At 68.9% G+C, this 16,636-nt stretch carries 19 protein-coding genes; 6 read left to right on the top strand and 13 right to left on the bottom strand.

Annotated features, from left to right (window positions below; translation table 11 throughout):
• On the top strand, positions 1-204 hold a 204-nt coding region (locus LW840_RS09040), incomplete at its 5' end, for a type B 50S ribosomal protein L31 (protein ID WP_291276841.1).
• A gap of 53 nt (positions 205-257) precedes the next feature.
• Here LW840_RS09040 and LW840_RS09035 read toward each other — a convergent pair.
• From LW840_RS09035 to LW840_RS09010, 6 genes are all read right to left on the bottom strand, one after another.
• Positions 258-953: a fatty acid desaturase CarF family protein gene (locus tag LW840_RS09035; protein ID WP_291262832.1), complete on the bottom strand. Its 696-nt coding sequence runs from the start codon at positions 951-953 to the stop codon at positions 258-260.
• Between the two features lie 112 nt (positions 954-1,065).
• Positions 1,066-1,899 carry a CopD family protein gene (locus LW840_RS09030; protein ID WP_291276840.1) on the bottom strand — a complete coding sequence of 278 codons (834 nt, stop codon included), beginning with the start codon at positions 1,897-1,899 and terminating at the stop codon, positions 1,066-1,068.
• Between the two features lie 24 nt (positions 1,900-1,923).
• Positions 1,924-2,328 carry a copper resistance CopC family protein gene (locus LW840_RS09025; protein ID WP_291262830.1) on the bottom strand — a complete coding sequence of 135 codons (405 nt, stop codon included), beginning with the start codon at positions 2,326-2,328 and terminating at the stop codon, positions 1,924-1,926.
• A gap of 105 nt (positions 2,329-2,433) precedes the next feature.
• Positions 2,434-3,858 carry a DUF3526 domain-containing protein gene (locus tag LW840_RS09020; RefSeq protein ID WP_291276839.1) on the bottom strand — a complete coding sequence of 475 codons (1,425 nt, stop codon included), beginning with the start codon at positions 3,856-3,858 and terminating at the stop codon, positions 2,434-2,436.
• Positions 3,858-5,276 (bottom strand): DUF3526 domain-containing protein, encoded by a 1,419-nt coding sequence (locus tag LW840_RS09015; protein WP_291268085.1) that lies wholly within the window; start codon positions 5,274-5,276, stop codon positions 3,858-3,860. The genes LW840_RS09020 and LW840_RS09015 overlap by 1 nt, the downstream gene beginning before the upstream one ends.
• 10 nt (positions 5,277-5,286) lie before the next feature.
• Positions 5,287-6,057 (bottom strand): ABC transporter ATP-binding protein, encoded by a 771-nt coding sequence (locus LW840_RS09010; protein WP_291276838.1) that lies wholly within the window; start codon positions 6,055-6,057, stop codon positions 5,287-5,289.
• Between the two features lie 82 nt (positions 6,058-6,139).
• Between LW840_RS09010 and LW840_RS09005 the strand changes: the two genes are divergently transcribed.
• The gene (locus LW840_RS09005; protein WP_291268087.1) at positions 6,140-7,027 is read left to right on the top strand and encodes a hypothetical protein; all 888 of its coding nucleotides are present in this window, start codon (positions 6,140-6,142) and stop codon (positions 7,025-7,027) included.
• Here the strand turns inward: LW840_RS09005 and LW840_RS09000 are convergent.
• The 3 genes from LW840_RS09000 to LW840_RS08990 form a co-directional block, all read right to left on the bottom strand.
• On the bottom strand, positions 6,981-7,946 hold the full coding sequence (locus tag LW840_RS09000; RefSeq protein WP_291268088.1) for a GTP-binding protein: 966 nt from the start codon (positions 7,944-7,946) through the stop codon (positions 6,981-6,983). The two genes, LW840_RS09005 and LW840_RS09000, sit on opposite strands and share 47 nt — an antisense overlap.
• Positions 7,947-8,024: 78 nt before the next feature.
• On the bottom strand, positions 8,025-9,224 hold the full coding sequence (locus tag LW840_RS08995) for a GTP-binding protein (protein WP_291276837.1): 1,200 nt from the start codon (positions 9,222-9,224) through the stop codon (positions 8,025-8,027).
• A complete protein-coding gene (locus tag LW840_RS08990; RefSeq protein ID WP_291276836.1) occupies positions 9,224-10,117 on the bottom strand; it encodes a DUF2911 domain-containing protein in 894 nt (297 codons plus the stop codon). The genes LW840_RS08995 and LW840_RS08990 overlap by 1 nt, the downstream gene beginning before the upstream one ends.
• Before the next feature lie 55 nt (positions 10,118-10,172).
• Here LW840_RS08990 and LW840_RS08985 point away from each other — a divergent pair, with 55 nt between their 5' ends.
• The gene (locus tag LW840_RS08985) at positions 10,173-10,478 is read left to right on the top strand and encodes a hypothetical protein (RefSeq protein WP_291276835.1); all 306 of its coding nucleotides are present in this window, start codon (positions 10,173-10,175) and stop codon (positions 10,476-10,478) included.
• Between the two features lie 734 nt (positions 10,479-11,212).
• On the opposite strand, the gene LW840_RS08980 is transcribed toward LW840_RS08985, so the two are convergent.
• Genes LW840_RS08980 through LW840_RS08965 form a run of 4 tightly spaced genes read right to left on the bottom strand, consistent with a single transcriptional unit; the run spans position 11,213 to position 13,611 of the window.
• Positions 11,213-11,977 carry an ABC transporter ATP-binding protein gene (locus LW840_RS08980; protein WP_291268773.1) on the bottom strand — a complete coding sequence of 255 codons (765 nt, stop codon included), beginning with the start codon at positions 11,975-11,977 and terminating at the stop codon, positions 11,213-11,215.
• On the bottom strand, positions 11,974-12,678 hold the full coding sequence (locus LW840_RS08975; protein WP_291268774.1) for a CbiQ family ECF transporter T component: 705 nt from the start codon (positions 12,676-12,678) through the stop codon (positions 11,974-11,976). Before LW840_RS08975 ends, LW840_RS08980 begins: the two co-directional genes overlap by 4 nt.
• Positions 12,662-12,931, bottom strand: a complete 270-nt coding sequence (locus tag LW840_RS08970) for a hypothetical protein (RefSeq protein ID WP_291268595.1) — start codon at positions 12,929-12,931, stop codon at positions 12,662-12,664. Before LW840_RS08970 ends, LW840_RS08975 begins: the two co-directional genes overlap by 17 nt.
• On the bottom strand, positions 12,928-13,611 hold the full coding sequence (locus LW840_RS08965; RefSeq protein ID WP_291268596.1) for an energy-coupling factor ABC transporter permease: 684 nt from the start codon (positions 13,609-13,611) through the stop codon (positions 12,928-12,930). Before LW840_RS08965 ends, LW840_RS08970 begins: the two co-directional genes overlap by 4 nt.
• A gap of 73 nt (positions 13,612-13,684) precedes the next feature.
• Here LW840_RS08965 and LW840_RS08960 point away from each other — a divergent pair, with 73 nt between their 5' ends.
• From LW840_RS08960 to LW840_RS08950, 3 genes are read left to right on the top strand one after another with little or no spacing between them, the layout of a single operon-like run.
• A complete protein-coding gene (locus tag LW840_RS08960) occupies positions 13,685-14,089 on the top strand; it encodes a (2Fe-2S) ferredoxin domain-containing protein (protein WP_291268597.1) in 405 nt (134 codons plus the stop codon).
• A gap of 7 nt (positions 14,090-14,096) precedes the next feature.
• Entirely contained in the window at positions 14,097-15,482 is a 1,386-nt protein-coding gene (locus tag LW840_RS08955; RefSeq protein ID WP_291273675.1) for a GTP-binding protein, read from the top strand.
• Positions 15,470-16,537 carry a hypothetical protein gene (locus LW840_RS08950; RefSeq protein ID WP_291267821.1) on the top strand — a complete coding sequence of 356 codons (1,068 nt, stop codon included), beginning with the start codon at positions 15,470-15,472 and terminating at the stop codon, positions 16,535-16,537. The genes LW840_RS08955 and LW840_RS08950 overlap by 13 nt, the downstream gene beginning before the upstream one ends.
• Positions 16,538-16,636: the final 99 nt, after the last annotated feature.

The raw sequence follows: 16,636 nt of genomic DNA, 5'->3' as shown, positions 1-16,636 counted from the left end.
TTCAAGGATGCGTCGACCGGCGCGCTGGTGCTCACCCGTTCGACGATGACGAGCGAGCAGAAGATCAAGCTCGACGACGGCAACGAGTACCCGCTCATCCTCCTCGAAATCACGAGCGACTCGCACCCGTTCTACACGGGCACCCAGCGTCTCATCGACACGCAGGGTCGCGTCGACAAGTTCAAGAAGCGCTACGGCCGCTGAGCCTGATGACGTACTGCCAACCGCCCCGGACCTCGTCCGGGGCGGTTTGGCGTTCAGGGAGCCGCGTGGGCGGTGGCGCGCCCCGCCGGGACGTGCGGAAGCGGCCGCGCACGGTCGCGCGCCTGTCGTGCCACCTGCTGCCGGACGGCCTCGAGATGCGGGCCGAAGATGGCCGGATCGTCGGCGAGGACCGCGCGCGCCATGGCTTCGTCGTCTCGGCGCGCGACGCCGAACACCCGCGCGATGAGCCGCTCCAACCCGCGCCAGAACCCCACCCCGTCGAGGATGGGATTGAGGAAGTCGGTGAGCACGCAGTAGTGCGAGTCTTTCCCCAGCACGTGGTGGCGGTGGTGATGCGACGGGGACTGGATGAGGTGCAACCGCTGCAGCAGCCGCACGACCGGGCCGTTCTCCCGGCGGGAGCGATGGCTCCACTTGTGCACCTGGTTGGCATTGAGCCCCAGCACCATGGACAGGGCAATCATCCAGTTGAACACCCCGAGTGCCAGCGTCAGGGCGGTGAGGCCGGCGCAGATGGCCAGCAGCAGCCGTGAACTGAGGAACCACGAATTCGTCACGAACGCCCGCGGGGCGTAATGATGCAGGATGTTGGGCTTCGTGACGTGGCGGCCGATGATGGGCCACGACGGGTTCCCATACGCGTCTTCGAGCCAGTGAAAGACGCCCGACAGAAAGTCGGTGACGAGCCAGACGGCGATGATCTGCAGGAACACCAACAGTGCGGACATGGGCGACCTCCAGCATTGCGAATGTGGGATGTCATGGGAACGCCATGCTGCATGATGCGCTCCACCGTACGCCGGCGCATCACCGGTTTGCCTGACCCCTGCGAATCTGGCGTCAGTCGGCGGCGGGCGGCTCGCTGCCGGTGAGTACCGCCGTGATGAGCAGCACGGCGGCGGCAACCGCACACTCGACGCGCACGGCGCCCACGGCAGCGGTCTCCCCCCGCGCGATGCGCTTTCGTTGCCGGGCGCCAATGGCCAGCACGATGAGCACCAGCACCGACTTGCCCAGCAGCAGGCGGCCATAGTCACTGGCCAGAATGGCGGCGGGGGGCGTGCCGAGCAGGAGCCGCGCGCCGCTCCCCACGCCGGTCAGCACGGTGACCGGGGCCATGATCGTGGCCGTGCGGCTGAAGGTGCGCCACGCGGCGTCGCGCAGCGCGAAGGCCGGCACGCGTGTGATGAGCAGCGTTACCACCAGCCCGCCAATCCACGCGCCCATGGCGGCCACATGCATGGCGTCGAGCAGGCGCGCGCCAAGCGGCCACTGCTCATCCGATGCCGCGTGGCCCAGCCCGCCCATGGCCGCCGCCACGCCCAGCGATGCCATGAGCAGCAGCAGCGAGGTCGTGCGTCCCACCGGCAGCAGCAGGGCCACACCCGCCAGGACGCACGCCCCCATCAGTTGGCTCCACCCGTGTCCCCACCCGGTGTCGGTGAGCAGCGTGGGCACGTCGGCGGCGGTCATCTCGAGCGCACCAAGCTGCAGCACCAGCAAGAGCAGCGGCGCCCCCAGCAACGCGACGGACCCGCCCCACGCCAGCAGGCGCGGGGCACGCGCGTCGTGCACGCTGCGCGCTCCCGCCTTCCACTCGGGATCGAGAAACGCCACGCTGGCGCGGCCCACCGCCAGCAGGGCGCCCACGTACAGCAGCAGGCGCGCTGCCACAGAGGCCCACGCCCAGTCCCCCACTCAGGGAGCCGGCTTGACCGTGAATCCGAAAGTACCGCTTACCACGTGCCCGTCCTTCGACATGGTCTTCCACGCCACGGTGTAGCGGCCGGCACCTACCGGCTGCGTCAACGTGGCCTCGATCGGCGCATCGGCAGCGGCGCCGCGCGTGGGCTTGGCGGTCGCCACGGCGGCGTTGCCGGCACCGGTGACCGTGATCCTGGTGGCCGGCAGGTCGGCCTTTTCGGTCAGCCACAACCGCACGGCGTCGGGGCTCGAGGTCAGCACCGTGTCCTTGGCCGGGAACGAGCGCTTGAGCTTGAGATGCGGCAGGGGAGCCGCGGCCACGGGAACCGCCGTGGTCATGACCACGGCAATGAGGGTCGCGGCAAGGCCGGCAGCAAGGACGACAGCGGGTCGGGTCATCGCGGAAGCTCGGAGGTGAGGAGGCGCGGGTGGCATGGTAACGTGTCGTACCCGGCCGAACAGAGGAAGACCCGTTCGGCGGCGATCGCGTCCTCGAGCGCCGGCCTACTCGTGCACCGCCACCTGCTGCAGCCGTCGCCAGCCCAACCACCAGAGGAGCGCGGTGGGCAGCAGCAGCGCCAGCAGCGTGCCGCCCTGGGCGGAGAGCACATCGCCCACTGCGCGATCGGCGTAGGCAAAGCGGGGCAGCGACGCGAGCTCGGCGTGACGCACCTTGCGCTCACCAAACACGCGCTGGAAGAAGAACGTCTGCCACGCCTGATGATGACGGTCGATGGCGGCGTCGAACCGGCGGAATCGCGCAAGGCTGCGGTCGGCAAGATCGTGCAGCAGCTCCTGCGCCATCACGGCGGGACTCGCCATGCTGGCCAGCGCTGCGGCGCGATGTTGTGCCGCCAGCGCCGAGTCGAAGGCCGCGTACACCGGACGCATGGCGTCGTTGGCCCGCTCCTGTTGCGCGAGGGTGCGTCCCCACGCGTTGTTCGCCGCCAGGACACCGGTTTGCAGCATCTCGGGGTGATCGGCGAGGAACTGATTGATGGCCGTGTCCCCCTGCGCGGCCGCCTCGTCGCTGGCGGCGCGCAGCGCCGTGGTCAGCGCCACCCGCGATGGCGAGGGATACACCGCCGACACCACGGCGCTGACCGTGGCCGGAATGACCACCACCACCACCAGCCAACTCCCCAGCAGCAGCACGGCACTCGCCGCCGAGGAACGCGCCGTGGCGTTGACCAACACGATCACGCCCAGCCAGAAGCCCGCGTACAGCAGCACCACGGCCAACCAGAGCAGCAGGCGCAGCACCACCGCCGGGTCGCCCAGCGGCACGCCCACGAGCCACGCCATGAGACCCAGCAAGACCGTCGCCACACCCAGCACGAACCCGGCACGCACACCAAGCTTGGCCACCAGGACCCGACTGGCCGGCACCGGCTGCGCGCGCCACAGGGCCATGGTGCCCTGATCCCGTTCGCCGGTAATGGTGTTGTACGTGAGCGCAATGAGCAGCAGCGGCAGCACCCACACCACCACGAACACCAGATCGAAGCGCCCCGCGAGCAGGTTGTGCGGATTCTCCACTTCATCGGTGGCCATGAAGCTGGCCTTGCTGCGCACCGAGACGCGCGCGTAGTACGGGTGCAGGTCGCTCGCTCCCACGGCCAGCCCGCCCAGCGGGGGCACGTCGAGCACGGCATGCGTGGTGGCCCCCGACGCCCCGAGTGCGCCCGCCGGAGGCACGGTCACCGTGCTGTCACGCTCGGCACGCTGCAGCAGGGAATCGAGCTTCGCGATCCGCTCGTGGTCGGCCTGGCGAATGTCGGCAATGGCGGCCTGCTGAAACGCGCTCCACTGTCGCCCGTTCCACGCCCCGTACAGCGCCACCACGGTGAACAGCAGCGCCAGCACCCACGGCGCACGATCGGCCAGCAGCAGGCGCCATTCGTTGCGCCAGATGGTTTGCCATCGCATCAGACTACCGGCGCCGCGGGCGCGCGCCACACGAGCAGGGCCGCCAGCGCCAGCCACCCGGCCAGGACGAGCAGCGCGGCCCCCTGCGTGGCCACCGACTGGCGCACGGGTGGTGCGTCGTACGCAAACGGGGGATACTTGGCCCACAGCTCAGGCGGGGCCTTCCAGTCCCACTCGCCGGTGAGCGTGTTGTCGCGGAAGTAGTTGTTGGTCCAGCGAATGAGGCCACGACGATAGAGTTCGGCCTGCACGGCGAAGTGACGGTGCTGCTCCACATCGGTGCCGGCCAGCCCCATGGAGAGCGAACGCACCGCGAGCAGCGGCGAGACGAGCCCGAGCCACTGCGTGAGGGTGTTCTGCGCCCGGTACTGATCGTAGAGCGCGGTGAAGTGCCGGTCGAAGACGGTGTTGGCGTACTCTTCGGACGCCTGCATCGCGATGGCGTCGAAGTTCACCGGCAACGCTTCCAGCGACACCGCCCGGTACTCACGCAGCGCCTGTGCTTCGACTGCCTTGCGCCGGGCGTCGGCCGGGTTGTGCCCGTCGAGTCCCTGTTCGATGTCCCGCTGCATGGCCGCCTGGAACGCCACCGCCGACGGCGTGGGATGGAGCTGGCGCGCCAGGTCGGCCACCGCCCGCGGCGCCACCAGCGAGTTCATCGTCCAGAAGCCCAGCAGGAGGACCAGCGCCACGCGCACGTTGCGGGCACGCGCCGACACCACCAGCGCCAGCGCCAGCAGCACCGCGAAATACGCCAGATAGGTGGCAATGAGGAGCGCGAAGCGCACGAGGTCATCGGCCCCGCGCCCGCCCCCGGCACCCAGCCAGAGCGTGGCCACTCCCAGCACGGTGGCCGGCACCAGCACCACGGCCAGCGCCGACGCGATCCCCGCCGCCTTGCCCAGCATGAGGGTGCGCATGGGCACCCCGATGGCCGCGAGTTGGCGCAGCGTGCCGGTTTCGCGTTCGCCGGCGAACGCCGGGAAGGCGAGCATCACGATGAGCAGCGGCACCAGCAGCTGCAGTACGGCGGCCGCGGTCCACTCGCCAAAGCGGGCCACATTGGGGCGATCCATGGCGGGACGGCGCGTGAACTCGTTCTGCTTGTGCGCTTCGAGCCACGTGGTCACGCCTGTGTAGGCGTCCACACCGTGATCGACGAACGACAGGGGCAGCGACGGCTTGAACACCCACAGCCCGTAGTGTGCGGCGGAGTGCGGGTTCTTGGCCCCCTGATTCACCCAGAACCCGCGCATGGCCTCCTGCGCCGCGTCATGGTCGCGCGCGGTGCCGCGCGACGTGGTGAGCCCGGTGAGCAGCGCCACCGCGAGCAGCAGCAGCAGGGCCACGGCGGCCACACGGAAGCGGCCGTCGCGCCACATTTCGGTGCGTTCCTTGCGAGCGATGTGGGCAATCATGGGCGCGCCCTCAGTCGTGCATGTGGGTGAGGTACAGCTGCTCGAGATCAGTGTGTCCGATGTCGGCCGTCGCCAGTTCGGCCACGAGCATGCCACGCTTCATGATCCCCACGCGAGTCCCCGACTCCTTGGCGCGAAAGAGATCGTGCGTCGCCATGAGCACGGCCGCGCCGCGTTCGCGCAGCCGACCAATGACCTCCGAGAACTCATTCGACGCCTTGGGGTCCAGCCCCGACGTGGGCTCGTCGAGCAGCAGCACATCGGCCTTGCGGGCGACCGCAATGGCAATGCCCACCTTCTGCCGCATCCCCTTGGAGAAGCCCGCCACGCGCTGGTGCACCTGCTCGTCGCGCAGCCCCACATCGCGCAGGTGCGCCATGAGCTGCTCCCGGGGCAGCGGCGCCTCCGCGGCGAGCCCGGCGAAATAGTCGAGATTCTCGAGCGCGCTGAGCTGCTTGTACAGCATGACGGTTTCGGGGATGTACGCGAGGTGCCGCTTGGCCTGCAGCGGATCCTGCGTGACATCGATGCCGCACACGCGGGCGTCGCCGGCCGTGGGCGCGACGAAGTTGAGGAAGAGATTGATGGTCGTGCTCTTCCCGGCCCCGTTGGCCCCCAACAGGCAGTAGACCTCGCCCGCGTTGATGGTGAGGTCGAGGGCGTTGAGCGCCACCACATCGCCGTAGCGCTTGGTGAGGCCACGGGCGGCGAGGCGGGGAACAGCGGGCGTGGCCGCCAAGGTGGTGGCAGAGGCCGATACCGCGAGATCCGTGGAATGCATGGCGCGACCGGCGTTGGTGAGCCGACCGACCCGAAAGAATCGGCGGCATTGCTATGCTGATAGAGCCTTATCATTATCGCTGATGCGCGTTTCGGCAAGAGTTTTCCTGCTGGGCACCTTCGCGGTGGCCGGCGCATGCAATGGACGCTGGTCCATGGCCATGCCACCCGACACCGGCGTGCCCGCCCCTCGTACCGCCGCCGCGCGCGGCGCGCACCGGCATGTGCACGTGCCCGGAGAAGTGCGCGGTGAACGCCTCGGGCCCGTGTTCGCGCGATCGGTGGCCAGCACGGTCTATCGTGATGGCCAGTGGCTGTTCGATTCGGTCACCACCGATTCCGTCATCACGGCGCTCGTGGCGCTCGCCCCCACGCACGTGTCGTCGCTCTTCCGCTTTGCCGCCGGAGAGCGGCCCACGCCACGCCATCTCGCCGTGTGGCAGCGCGCCCGGGAGCGGGTGGCGCGGACGCAGCCCGATGTGCGCTTCGATGTGGCGCTCGATGCCCTCGCGTACGGCTCCGGTCCCGAGGTCGTGGCGCACCTGCGCCTGCTCGATGACCTGCTCTCACCGGACCTCTGGTACTTCGTGGCGTGGGATGACGCCGAACGGCAGGCGTTCGATGTGGTGGCCAGCGCCACGTCGCAAGTGCACGCCAACGGGCAGCCCATTGGTGGCCTGACCCGGGGAAACGAGATTGCCACCGACAGCGACTTCGGCGTGCTCACGGCACGCGGCGATGCGCGCGCGATTGCCCGACAGCTCTCCGCCCTCCGTCAGTACCACGACCTGCCGTATCTCGTGCTGCGCACACCGGGCAGCGCCGGCGGCTCACTCACGACGACCACGCGCTGCCACTACACGTGGCGCCTGGTCCTCGGCGGCGGCCCCACCGGTTTTGCGCCCACCGCGCTCGCCGATTCCCTCAGGCTGGCGGCACCCTGTCGCCGAGACGCGCCGCCGCCTCGGTAAGCGCGTCGATGGGCAGGGCCACACCGATGAACAACGCCGTGGGCGTCGCGTCGGCATGCGGCCACGACGCATCGAGACGCACCCGCGCGCGCCCCGGAACCCGATTCCACACGTACATGGGTCCCGGATCGTCGGCGAAGCGCACCAGCCCCTTGGCTCGCACCACCTGCTCCGGGAGCTCCGCCACGAATTGCTCGAAGTCGCGCCGCAACACCACGGTGGGGAGCGGCAGCGCGATACTGCCGAAGGGATGCGTGTGCGGCGCCCGCGCGGCGCGCGCCCGCGGCTCCGCCGCCTGCAGCCCCGTGCTGCGGCCGCCCTGCTGCGGATCGTGCTGCACCCGCGCGGCGAGGGTGTGCAGCCACTCGGCGAACGTGTCGGTGTTCACGAAGGCAGCGCGCGGGTTCTCGGCGCGTATGGCCTCTTCCACCGCCGCCAGACGCGCGGCGTCGAGCTTGTGCGTCCAGTTGAGCAGCAGGTGTGTGGCCGTGCCCACCTGCGCGCGTTCGAGCCCGTTGTGCCACCAGCGCTTCTGCCACCGCGCCGCATCCACCACGGTGAGTTGCACGGGCAGGGTGAAGTGCCCGAGCCGCGTATCGGTGGTGAGATGGCCCAGCAGTTCGTCGGTCTCCGTGGCGCCGTTGGCCTCGATGATCATGACGCTGCCCGGATCGGGCGGCACATCGTACAGCGTCTGCAGCAACTCGCGGAGCGAGCCACAGCAGACGCACTCGCCGTTGAGCGGCGTCACCAGCGCCTCGAGCGCTCCCAGCCGCGCGGCGTCGACGCGGGCGTTCTGAAAATCATTGAGGATGATGCGCACCCGCGTGCCCCGCGCGGCCAGCTGCGGCACCAGCTCCGAGAGAAACCGGGTCTTGCCGGCGCCAAGGAAGCCGGCCATGAGCACGAGCGGGATCATGCGGCGAAGTTGGCACCGCACGTGGTGGTGCACCAGTGGGCGATCGCTGCGTCTTCTGGTGTACGACGGCCGACCACGTCACACACGACGGATGGTCTGCGGCCAGGGATCATCGAAGCGCTCACCGTTCTGCCAGGCCGCAACCTCGGCATCGGTGCAGAGACAGTGCCGGAGCGCGTCGGCGAAGGCGGTGCGATCGGGCTCCACGCCAATGATGGTCAGTTCGCAATGGCGATCGCCGAAGACGGGGTCGAGCTGCGCGAGGGCGGCCGTGAGACCGGCACGCTCCTCTGGCAACAGACGCGCCGCCGGATCGAGGAGAATGCCGGCCTTCCACGTGGCCGCCCACTCGAGTCCCACCCACGAGCCGGCGTGGCTCCACACCAGCACATCGAGGGGACGCGAGGCCAGCCAGATCCACCCTTTGCTGCGATGCACCCCCAGCGGGAGCGACTCGCGTACCAGGGTGTGCAGGCGCTGCGGGTGAAATGGCCGAGTATGACGCAAGGTGACGGATCCGAGACCGTAGACGGCAGGATCGTCGGGCGCGGGTGCCACCGGCGAGCGCCGCACCGGTTCCCCGCGCGGACGGCGCCGTCGCTTCTGAAAGGATCGGGCGCCCACGATGAGTGCCGGATCGACCTGGCCGTACGCCATCGAGACGATGAGGGCGTGCACATTGAGCTGGTGCAGCACGGCGAACACGTCAGTGACCTGCGCGCGTGTGAGGCGATCTGCCTTGCTGACCAGCAGCACACTGGCCGCCTCGATCTGCGCGCGCAGCAGCGACACGGGCGAGATCGACGGCGGGGCGTCCTGCAGGAGCGCACGACCGCCATCGAAATCACGCCACAGGTTGAGCCCATCCACCACCGTGACCACGCCGTCGAGCGTGAGGCCACGATGTCGCTGAATGTCCTCGAGCAGGGCATGCGGATGTGACCCCCCGCTCGTTTCAATGAGCAGGTAGTCGAGCGAGGGATCGGCGGCCACGCGGTCGAGCGCGTCGCGAAACGCCGGGCGCAGCGATCCCCCCAGTGAACCCGCATGGAGGTCGATGACGAGCTCCTCATCCCCCTCCTTGAGCTCCTTCACCAGATCGGCGTCGACCGCCAGATCGCTGAGATCGTTGACGATGACCGCCATGCGCAGATCGCTGCGATCGCGCAGGAGGCGCCGCAGCAACGTGGTCTTGCCGGCCCCCAGGAAGCCGCTGATGACTGTGACGGCGAGCGGGCGTGTACGCGCCGAGCGGCCGGCAAGCGTTGGCGACGCCACTATGGCCGACGCGTGCCGCGGGCCACGACCTCGCTCGACGACTTGTAGGTGAAGCCGACCACCCGTCCGTCACGGCGCGCGAACTCGAGGTTGAGTTCGAGGCTGGTGGCCCACAGCGACCCATTGCGATACCACCCGTAGGCGAATCGGTCCGTTCCGTGGCTCAGCAACTGCATCTCGCGAAGCGAGCCCAGCTGCGGAGTATCCCAGGTACCGAACAGCTGATCGCCACGACGCTCCACGGTGAACACCGAACGACGTGGCTGGCTCGTGCTGTCAGCCCACTCGAAGTCGTAACTGCCAAGGAACGCGGCCACCTCGGCGGCCGTCACCGTCAGCGGCAGCGTCGGTTCGACGACGATAGGGACGGCGACCCCCTTCGTGCCCCATCGGAACTCGAGGGTCGTGCCGCGAATGCTCACGTCGGGGAACGCCCAGGTGAGCACTTCCGTGTTGGGCACGTCGAAGGGCACGATCGGCGCGCGCAACTGCGCGGCGGTCGAGTCGGGATGCGCGGTGTGGAAGAGGGAATCGCGCGGGTCGAGCACCAGCGTCCACGGTTCCTTTTCGCGCAGGACGAACCAGACCGAGAAGCGACCGGCCGGCACCCGCAAACCGGCCACCATGGCCGGGCGCGACAGGCGAATGGCCGTGGCATCGTCGGCACCCGGGGTCCACACCGTGCCCCACTTTTCGAGGCCCCCGTAGATGTTCGTGCGACCACGCAGACGCGGCCGCGAGTAGTCCACGGTGATCGTGGTGCCATCCACCGTTTGAGTGACCGAGGCGCGCTCCGAGGCAACGATCTGCGCGGTAGCAGCCGTCGCCTGCATCGCGAGGGCAATGGGGACGGCCAACAGCGGCCGGACGAAGCGGGCGGACGAATGGCGCATGGCCGACAGGGTGAGCAAAGGTGGGAAGACCATATTATTGCGAGTAAATTATCAATTGTACCTCCCCTCGGATATCCCCATGCCGCTGTACGAGTACGAAACCGTTCCGCAGTGCGACGACGACGTCCCCGCACGCTTTGCCTGGCACCAGGCCATGGGTGATGCGCCCCTCACGATTCATCCGGTGACCCGCGAGCCGGTGCGCCGCGTCATCAGCGGCGGCTGGGGCGCCCTCACGCCCCAGCGCAGCGGCGTGGCTGTGGCTGCGGCGCTGGCAGCCGAATCGACCCGCGCCGCCGATGTCGCGCGCACCCACGGTTCCGATTTCGGCTGCGGATCAGGGTGCGGGTGCGGGAGCTGAGCACGCCCGCACCCACGCCGGGCATACGCCCATCGACGTTCACCCGCGACGTGTAGGCGCGGCAGAGTCGGCAATATCCTGCCGCGTGACATCGGCGACGGCCCGATGCAGTGTGTACTGTCGTGGCGCGACCGCGTCTTCGAGAATGGCAATTACCGTTTCGAGCGGTGGGCACCCTGGTTCGGTGCACCGCAGCTCGGTGACCAGCACTGCGGCATTCGGGGAAACGTCCATCAGCTCCCGGACCCACGCCTTCACCTGAGTCAGGTGATCGACGTGACCGTGTGACCGTTTTGCGAAGAGATCCATCACGCCTCCGGCGGTTGCGCCACGCACGGCCGTGAGCGCGCCCGCACGGCAGGGTACGCACCACGCGGAGCGCGGTGGCGGCACTCCCCAGGTGGCAAGGAATGTGAGTGCGGCTTCCCGCGACGCATGTGGCGACCAGCGCCCCGCGACGTCACGGGCCGACCGACGGCCGGTCGTTCTTTTGGGGCGAGGAGGTTTCGGCCGGCGGGAGGACGTCGCTGGTGATGAGACGTGGCATCAGCCACACCGCGCCCGCGACCAGGAGGACCAGACAGGCAACACCGACCCATAGCAGACGGTCGTGATGTGGCGCGAGCGGGGATGGGGCCATCAGCAGGGCTCGAGGAGGAAGTCGATGGAACAAGGAACACACGGGCAGCAACGGAACCGCCGGTCCCGGCTTGCTGCACCCTGTCGCAACGCTGTCAGCTGCCGGCGAGACCAAGCACACGTCGCCACGCGGGGTGAATGACTGATTCTGCACTCGGCCCTTCCAGCACCACGGTACCGCCTTCGAACAGCACCACATGATCGGCCCAGCCGTCGGCCAGCTGCTCGTCGTGACTGGCCACCACCATGGTCATGCCGCGCGCACGGAACGAGGAGAGCAGTGTGAGCAGTGCGCGATGCCCACGGCGATCGAGCCCCAACGTGGGCTCGTCGAGCAGCAGTACACGGGGCTCGAGCACCAGTACCCCGGCGAGCGCTACGCGCTGCCGTTCACCGTGGCTCAACCCGTCGATACTGCGCGAAAGCAGTGGCGCGATCCCCAGCTGCTCCGCCATGGCTGCCACCCGGGCCGACGCGTTGGTGGCCGACTCGCCCCGGTTGAGGAGACCGAAGGCGATGTCGTCGTGCACCCGCGGCGCGATGAGCTGGTCGTCCGGGTCGGAGCCGAGCCACCCGACGACGCCACGCGCGGCGGTCGCGACGCGACCGGCATCATGCCAGCGCTCTTTCAGCAGCACCTGACCGCGCGCGGCGCGCTGGAGGCCGGCCAGCGTCGCCAAGGCGCTGCTCTTGCCGGCGCCGTTGGGTCCGGCCAGCAGTGTTACCTGCCCTGCCGGCGCGGTGAACGACGCGCCGCACAGTGCGCGGACCTGACCATACGCGGTGCGATGCGACACATGGACGTCGCGCAGCCCCACGGCGACCCCCAGGCACCCGGCCATCGCGGACGTGGCCGTCACAGCAGCAGGCTCACGGCGACCGCCGTCGCACCGATGACCAGCAACACCGGCGTGCGCGCCGTTGGCACCAGCGAAGCGAGAGCCGCCCAGTCCGGCGTCCCGCGCATCTCCATCATCGCGTCGAGACGCCGCGCACGGTGATGCGTGACCGACGCCATCGTTGCCGCCAGCCCGACACTCGTGCGCAGTCTCGCCGGTGCACTGTGGGCGCCGAAACGCAACGGGGCAGACCGTACCCGCGCGCGCAACGTGCGACCCGCGACATGCACCACGCGCAGCGACAGCACCAGCACCTCCACAGCCATGGCCGGGATGCGCAGGCGACGTGCCGCGGCCGCCGCCACCGGCAGCGGCACGGACAGGACGGCCACTCCCACGGCCGCCGTGCATGCCGCCGCCCGCAACGCCTGCTGCAGCAGCCGTTCCCCACCGTGCGCGTACACGCTGGCGAGTGCACCCGCCCCCCCGCCGTCGCCGGTGCGCCATAGTGTCCACCATCCGGCAAGCGTCGAGGCCGCGAGGAACGGCAGCGGCGCGGCCAGCCACGTGAGCACCGACGCCCACGGACGCCCATGAGTGACCAGGACCACGGCGCTCACGCCAATCACCACCCCCGCACTCACGGGAGACGCGCGCAGCAACGCCAGCAGCAGAAGAGCAACGGCCAGTGCGAGCCGCTCGGCGTCACGCACGTCGGCCACGCCCCAGCAAGGCCAGCCCCACCAGCGCACCGGCCGCCAGCAGGGCCACCACGGCAAAGCGCCTGCGCTCTTCCTCGGCCGACAGCCGTGGCATGACGCGGGACTCCGGAGCGTGAGGCACGGCCGCGATTGCTTCGCGCACGCGGTCATCGCTCCCCGTGCCGCGACGGGGCGTGAACACGCCAAACCATAAAGCCAACACGATGCCTGCCAACAGCGCGACACGCGCCCGGCGTTGTGCGACGTGGCTCATGCGTTACCCAACGCCGGAGCGGGGTGGCGCTCGGGCGCGAGCGCGCGCCAGGCGAGCGCCGTGAGGACCCCTTCCACGGCGGCGATCGGCAGCTGCGTCAGAGCGAACACGCCGAGGATCGATAGCCAGGCCGCGCCCATCTCCACGCCAGCACCGCGTTGGGCGAACGCCAACTGCCCGGCGGTGGCGGCATAAGTGGCCAAATCCCCCAGTGCCGCAGCCGTGCCCAGCGCCACGCCATCGGACAGGTGCAGGCGACGCAGCAGCTGCCACATGCCCCAGGTGACCCACGGGCACACCACCCCCAGACTCCACGTGTTGGCGCCAAGCGTGGTGATGCCGCCATGCGCCAGCAGCAGGGCCTGCAGCAGCAGGATGCCCAGGGCAACCGGGGCCATGCGGCGTGGCCCGAGCAGGGCAGTCCCGAGTGCCATACCCGTGGGATGACTCGAACTGCCCGCTAGCGACGGCATCTTGAGTGAAGTCAGCAGGAGCCCGAAGGCGATGGCGGAAGCATAGGCGGCACGCGGCCCGAGCGCCGCGACGGGTTCCCGCGGTGTGCTCCCCACGGGAATGCGCCACGGTGTCTGCGTGCGGGACCCCGCCCACACATGGGCTCCCGCGAGCACGCCCCAGCCGAGGCAGTGGACCAGTGGCAAGTACCCTTCGGCGATATGCATACGCGGCGCTTGTCGAGGAGTGAAGCAATCAGTTTATTATTGATACTGCATTCTTACCATCATTTCCAGAGCCATGAGCCTGATCACGAAGCGCGCCTGCCATGCCCAGCTGCTCGTCTGCGCCCTGGGCTGCTGCTGCGGCCGGACCGACCGCGGCAAGCCGGCCGTCCCGGTCGACTGGCTCAAGACCGAGTGGAAGCGCCGACGCCTGAATCCGCGCGTGCAGCTCACCATGACCGGCTGTCTTGGCCCGTGCGACCTCGTGAATGTGGTGGGCATCATCACCGCTGAAGGGCCGCAGTGGCTGGGCGGTCTCCACACGCCCGCGCACTTCGAGGCGCTGGTCGAGTGGGCGTCGGCAGTGCATGTCGCCGGCCACGCGCTCCCACTGCCCCCCACGCTCGATGACCACCGCGTGGACCGTTTCCCGTCGCCGCTGACCGCGGCCTGCCCTGCCCCCACCCCTGACGCCGCCTGAGGCTCGCATGACCGCACCGACTGCCACCCCCGACGCTTCGTCCGCGCCCGCGACCGACCTGCGCGTCCCCGTGACCGTGCTGACCGGCTTCCTCGGCTCGGGCAAGACCACGCTGCTCAACTACATCCTCACGGCGCAGCACGGCAAGAAGATCGCCGTGATCGAAAACGAGTTCGGCGAAATCGGCATCGACAACGATCTCGTCATCAACGCCGACGAAGAGATCTTCGAGATGAACAACGGCTGCATCTGCTGCACCGTGCGCGGCGATCTCATTCGCATTCTTGGCTCACTCATGCGTCGCCGTGACCGGTTCGATGCCATCCTGATCGAGACCACCGGGCTCGCCGACCCGGCGCCGGTGGCCCAGACGTTCTTCGTCGACGAGGAAATGCAGACGAAACTGCGCCTCGATGGCATCGTGACGATGGTGGATGCGAAGCACGTGGTGCTGCACCTCGATGAGTCGAGCGAATGCAAGGAGCAGGTGGCCTTTGCCGACGTGATCGTGCTGAACAAGTGCGATCTGGTGACTCCCGAGGAGCTGGACCAGCTCGAGCGCCGGCTGCGCGGCATGAATGCCGTGGCCCGCATCGTGCGCACGACGAACGCCCAGGTCGAGCTCGATGCCGTGCTCAATGTCGGTGGCTTCGATCTCGATCGGGCGCTGCAGCAGCGACCCACCTTCCTCGAGCCGGAGTACCCGTTCGAATGGGCCGGCGCCTTTCACTTTGACGAAGGGAACGCCACGCTGGTGATCAATGACGGGCCCGACCCGGAGATGACGGTGATGGCGTGGAAGCTCCCCAATACCACGGCCGATGCGATTGCCGAAGTGCAGGACCGCGTGGCGGTATTCTTCTCGGCCGACCCCCAGGAGATCGCCCCGGGACAGGGATTCACGCTGGGCACGACACCGGTGTCCGTGCAGCTCGACCGTGGCGGTGAGAAGCGGTTTCTGCTCAACCTGCCGGAGCGCGGGGCGTACGCGCTGTTCACGCAGCACCACCCCGATGAGTTCTCGATGCGGGTGGAGCAGCAGGGGCACGTCCTTGCCGCAGCGAGCGAGCATGTGTTCAATCCCGAGCACGAACACGACGAGGAGGTCACGTCGGTGGGGCTCGAGTTCGCCGGGGAATTCGACCAGAAGAAGCTCAACAGCTGGCTCGGCGAACTGCTCATGACGCAGGGCACCGACATCTTCCGCATGAAGGGGATCGTTGCCATCAAGGGCGCCGCGCAGCGCTTCGTGTTTCAGGGCGTGCACATGCTCTTTGACGGTCGCCCCGATCGACCGTGGGGTGAGACGCCGCGCAGCAGCCAACTCGTGTTCATCGGCCGCAACCTCGATCGTCAGGCGCTGCACGATGGATTCCACGCATGCCTGGCGTGACGAGCCGCCCGGCCGCCGCGGGCCCGTCGGTGGGTATTCGCTGGCGCGTGCAACTCGATGAAGCACCACTGGCCATGCGCGTGAGCAGCGACGGGAGCTGGCTCGCGGTGGGAACCGGTGATGGGGCGCTCACGGTCATCGACACCGACCGCGGTCTGGTGCAACGCCACTGGGCGGCGCATGCCTTCGGAACGCTGGCCGTGGCGTGGTCCCCCGACGGTACAACGCTCGTTTCGGGGGGGCAGGACGGGATCGTACGCTTCTGGGATCACCAGGGCGACGCGCAACGTGCCGCGGCCGATGGCGTGCCCGCCTCGACGGGCCGCCATCGGCCGTGGGTGGAGCATCTCGCGTGGTCACCCGATGGAGCGCTGTGTGCCGTCGCCGCCGGCGCGCATGTGAGTCTCTGGACCGCCGACGGATCACTCGTTCGCCGCTATGCCCCGCTGCGCAGCACGGTAGCCGATGTGCAGTGGCTTCCGGATGGACACCGCCTGTCGGCCTCGGGGTACGGCGGCGTTACCGTCTGGTCACGCCACGACGACGCGCCAGTGGACCAACTCGACTGGAAAGGCTCGTTCTTCTCGCACGCCTGGTCGCCGAACGGCAAGTGGCTCGCTGCCGGCATGCAGGAATCAGCCGTGCACATCTTCGAGATTGCCTCGCGCGGCAACCTCGAGATGACGGGCTACCACCAGAAGGTCACACGCCTGGCGTTCAGCAGCGACGGCAAGAAGCTCGTGACCAACGGGGGACCGTATGCGTGCGTGTGGAACTTCGCCGGCGCCGGGCCGGCAGGCACGAGCCCCGTGTCGCTGGGTGGCCACGTACTGCCCATTAGTGACGTGGCGTTCTACCGGCAGGGGCTGTGGGTGGCCACCGGCGCCGAAGACGGACAGGTGCTGATGTGGGATCTCACCCAAACCACCAGGCGACCGGTGGCGACCGCCTTCGCACCGTCGGGAGTGCAGACACTCACGTGGCACCCCCGCGAGCGCCGCCTGTTTTCGGCGCATCAGGACGGCTGGGTGCACTCGTGGGCAGCGGTTCGATGATGCCGTGGCGCGGAGAGACTGGACGGACCAACCCAACTGGACCATTATTGATAACGGCGACTCATTTCACATCGTACCGGCCACCTGTGCGTCCACGCC

It is taken from the genome of Gemmatimonas sp., from assembly GCF_021298855.1.
Classification (GTDB): Bacteria; Gemmatimonadota; Gemmatimonadetes; order Gemmatimonadales; family Gemmatimonadaceae; genus Gemmatimonas.
Note: the sequence above shows the minus strand (reverse complement) of the source record. Positions and strands in the feature narration are given on the sequence as shown.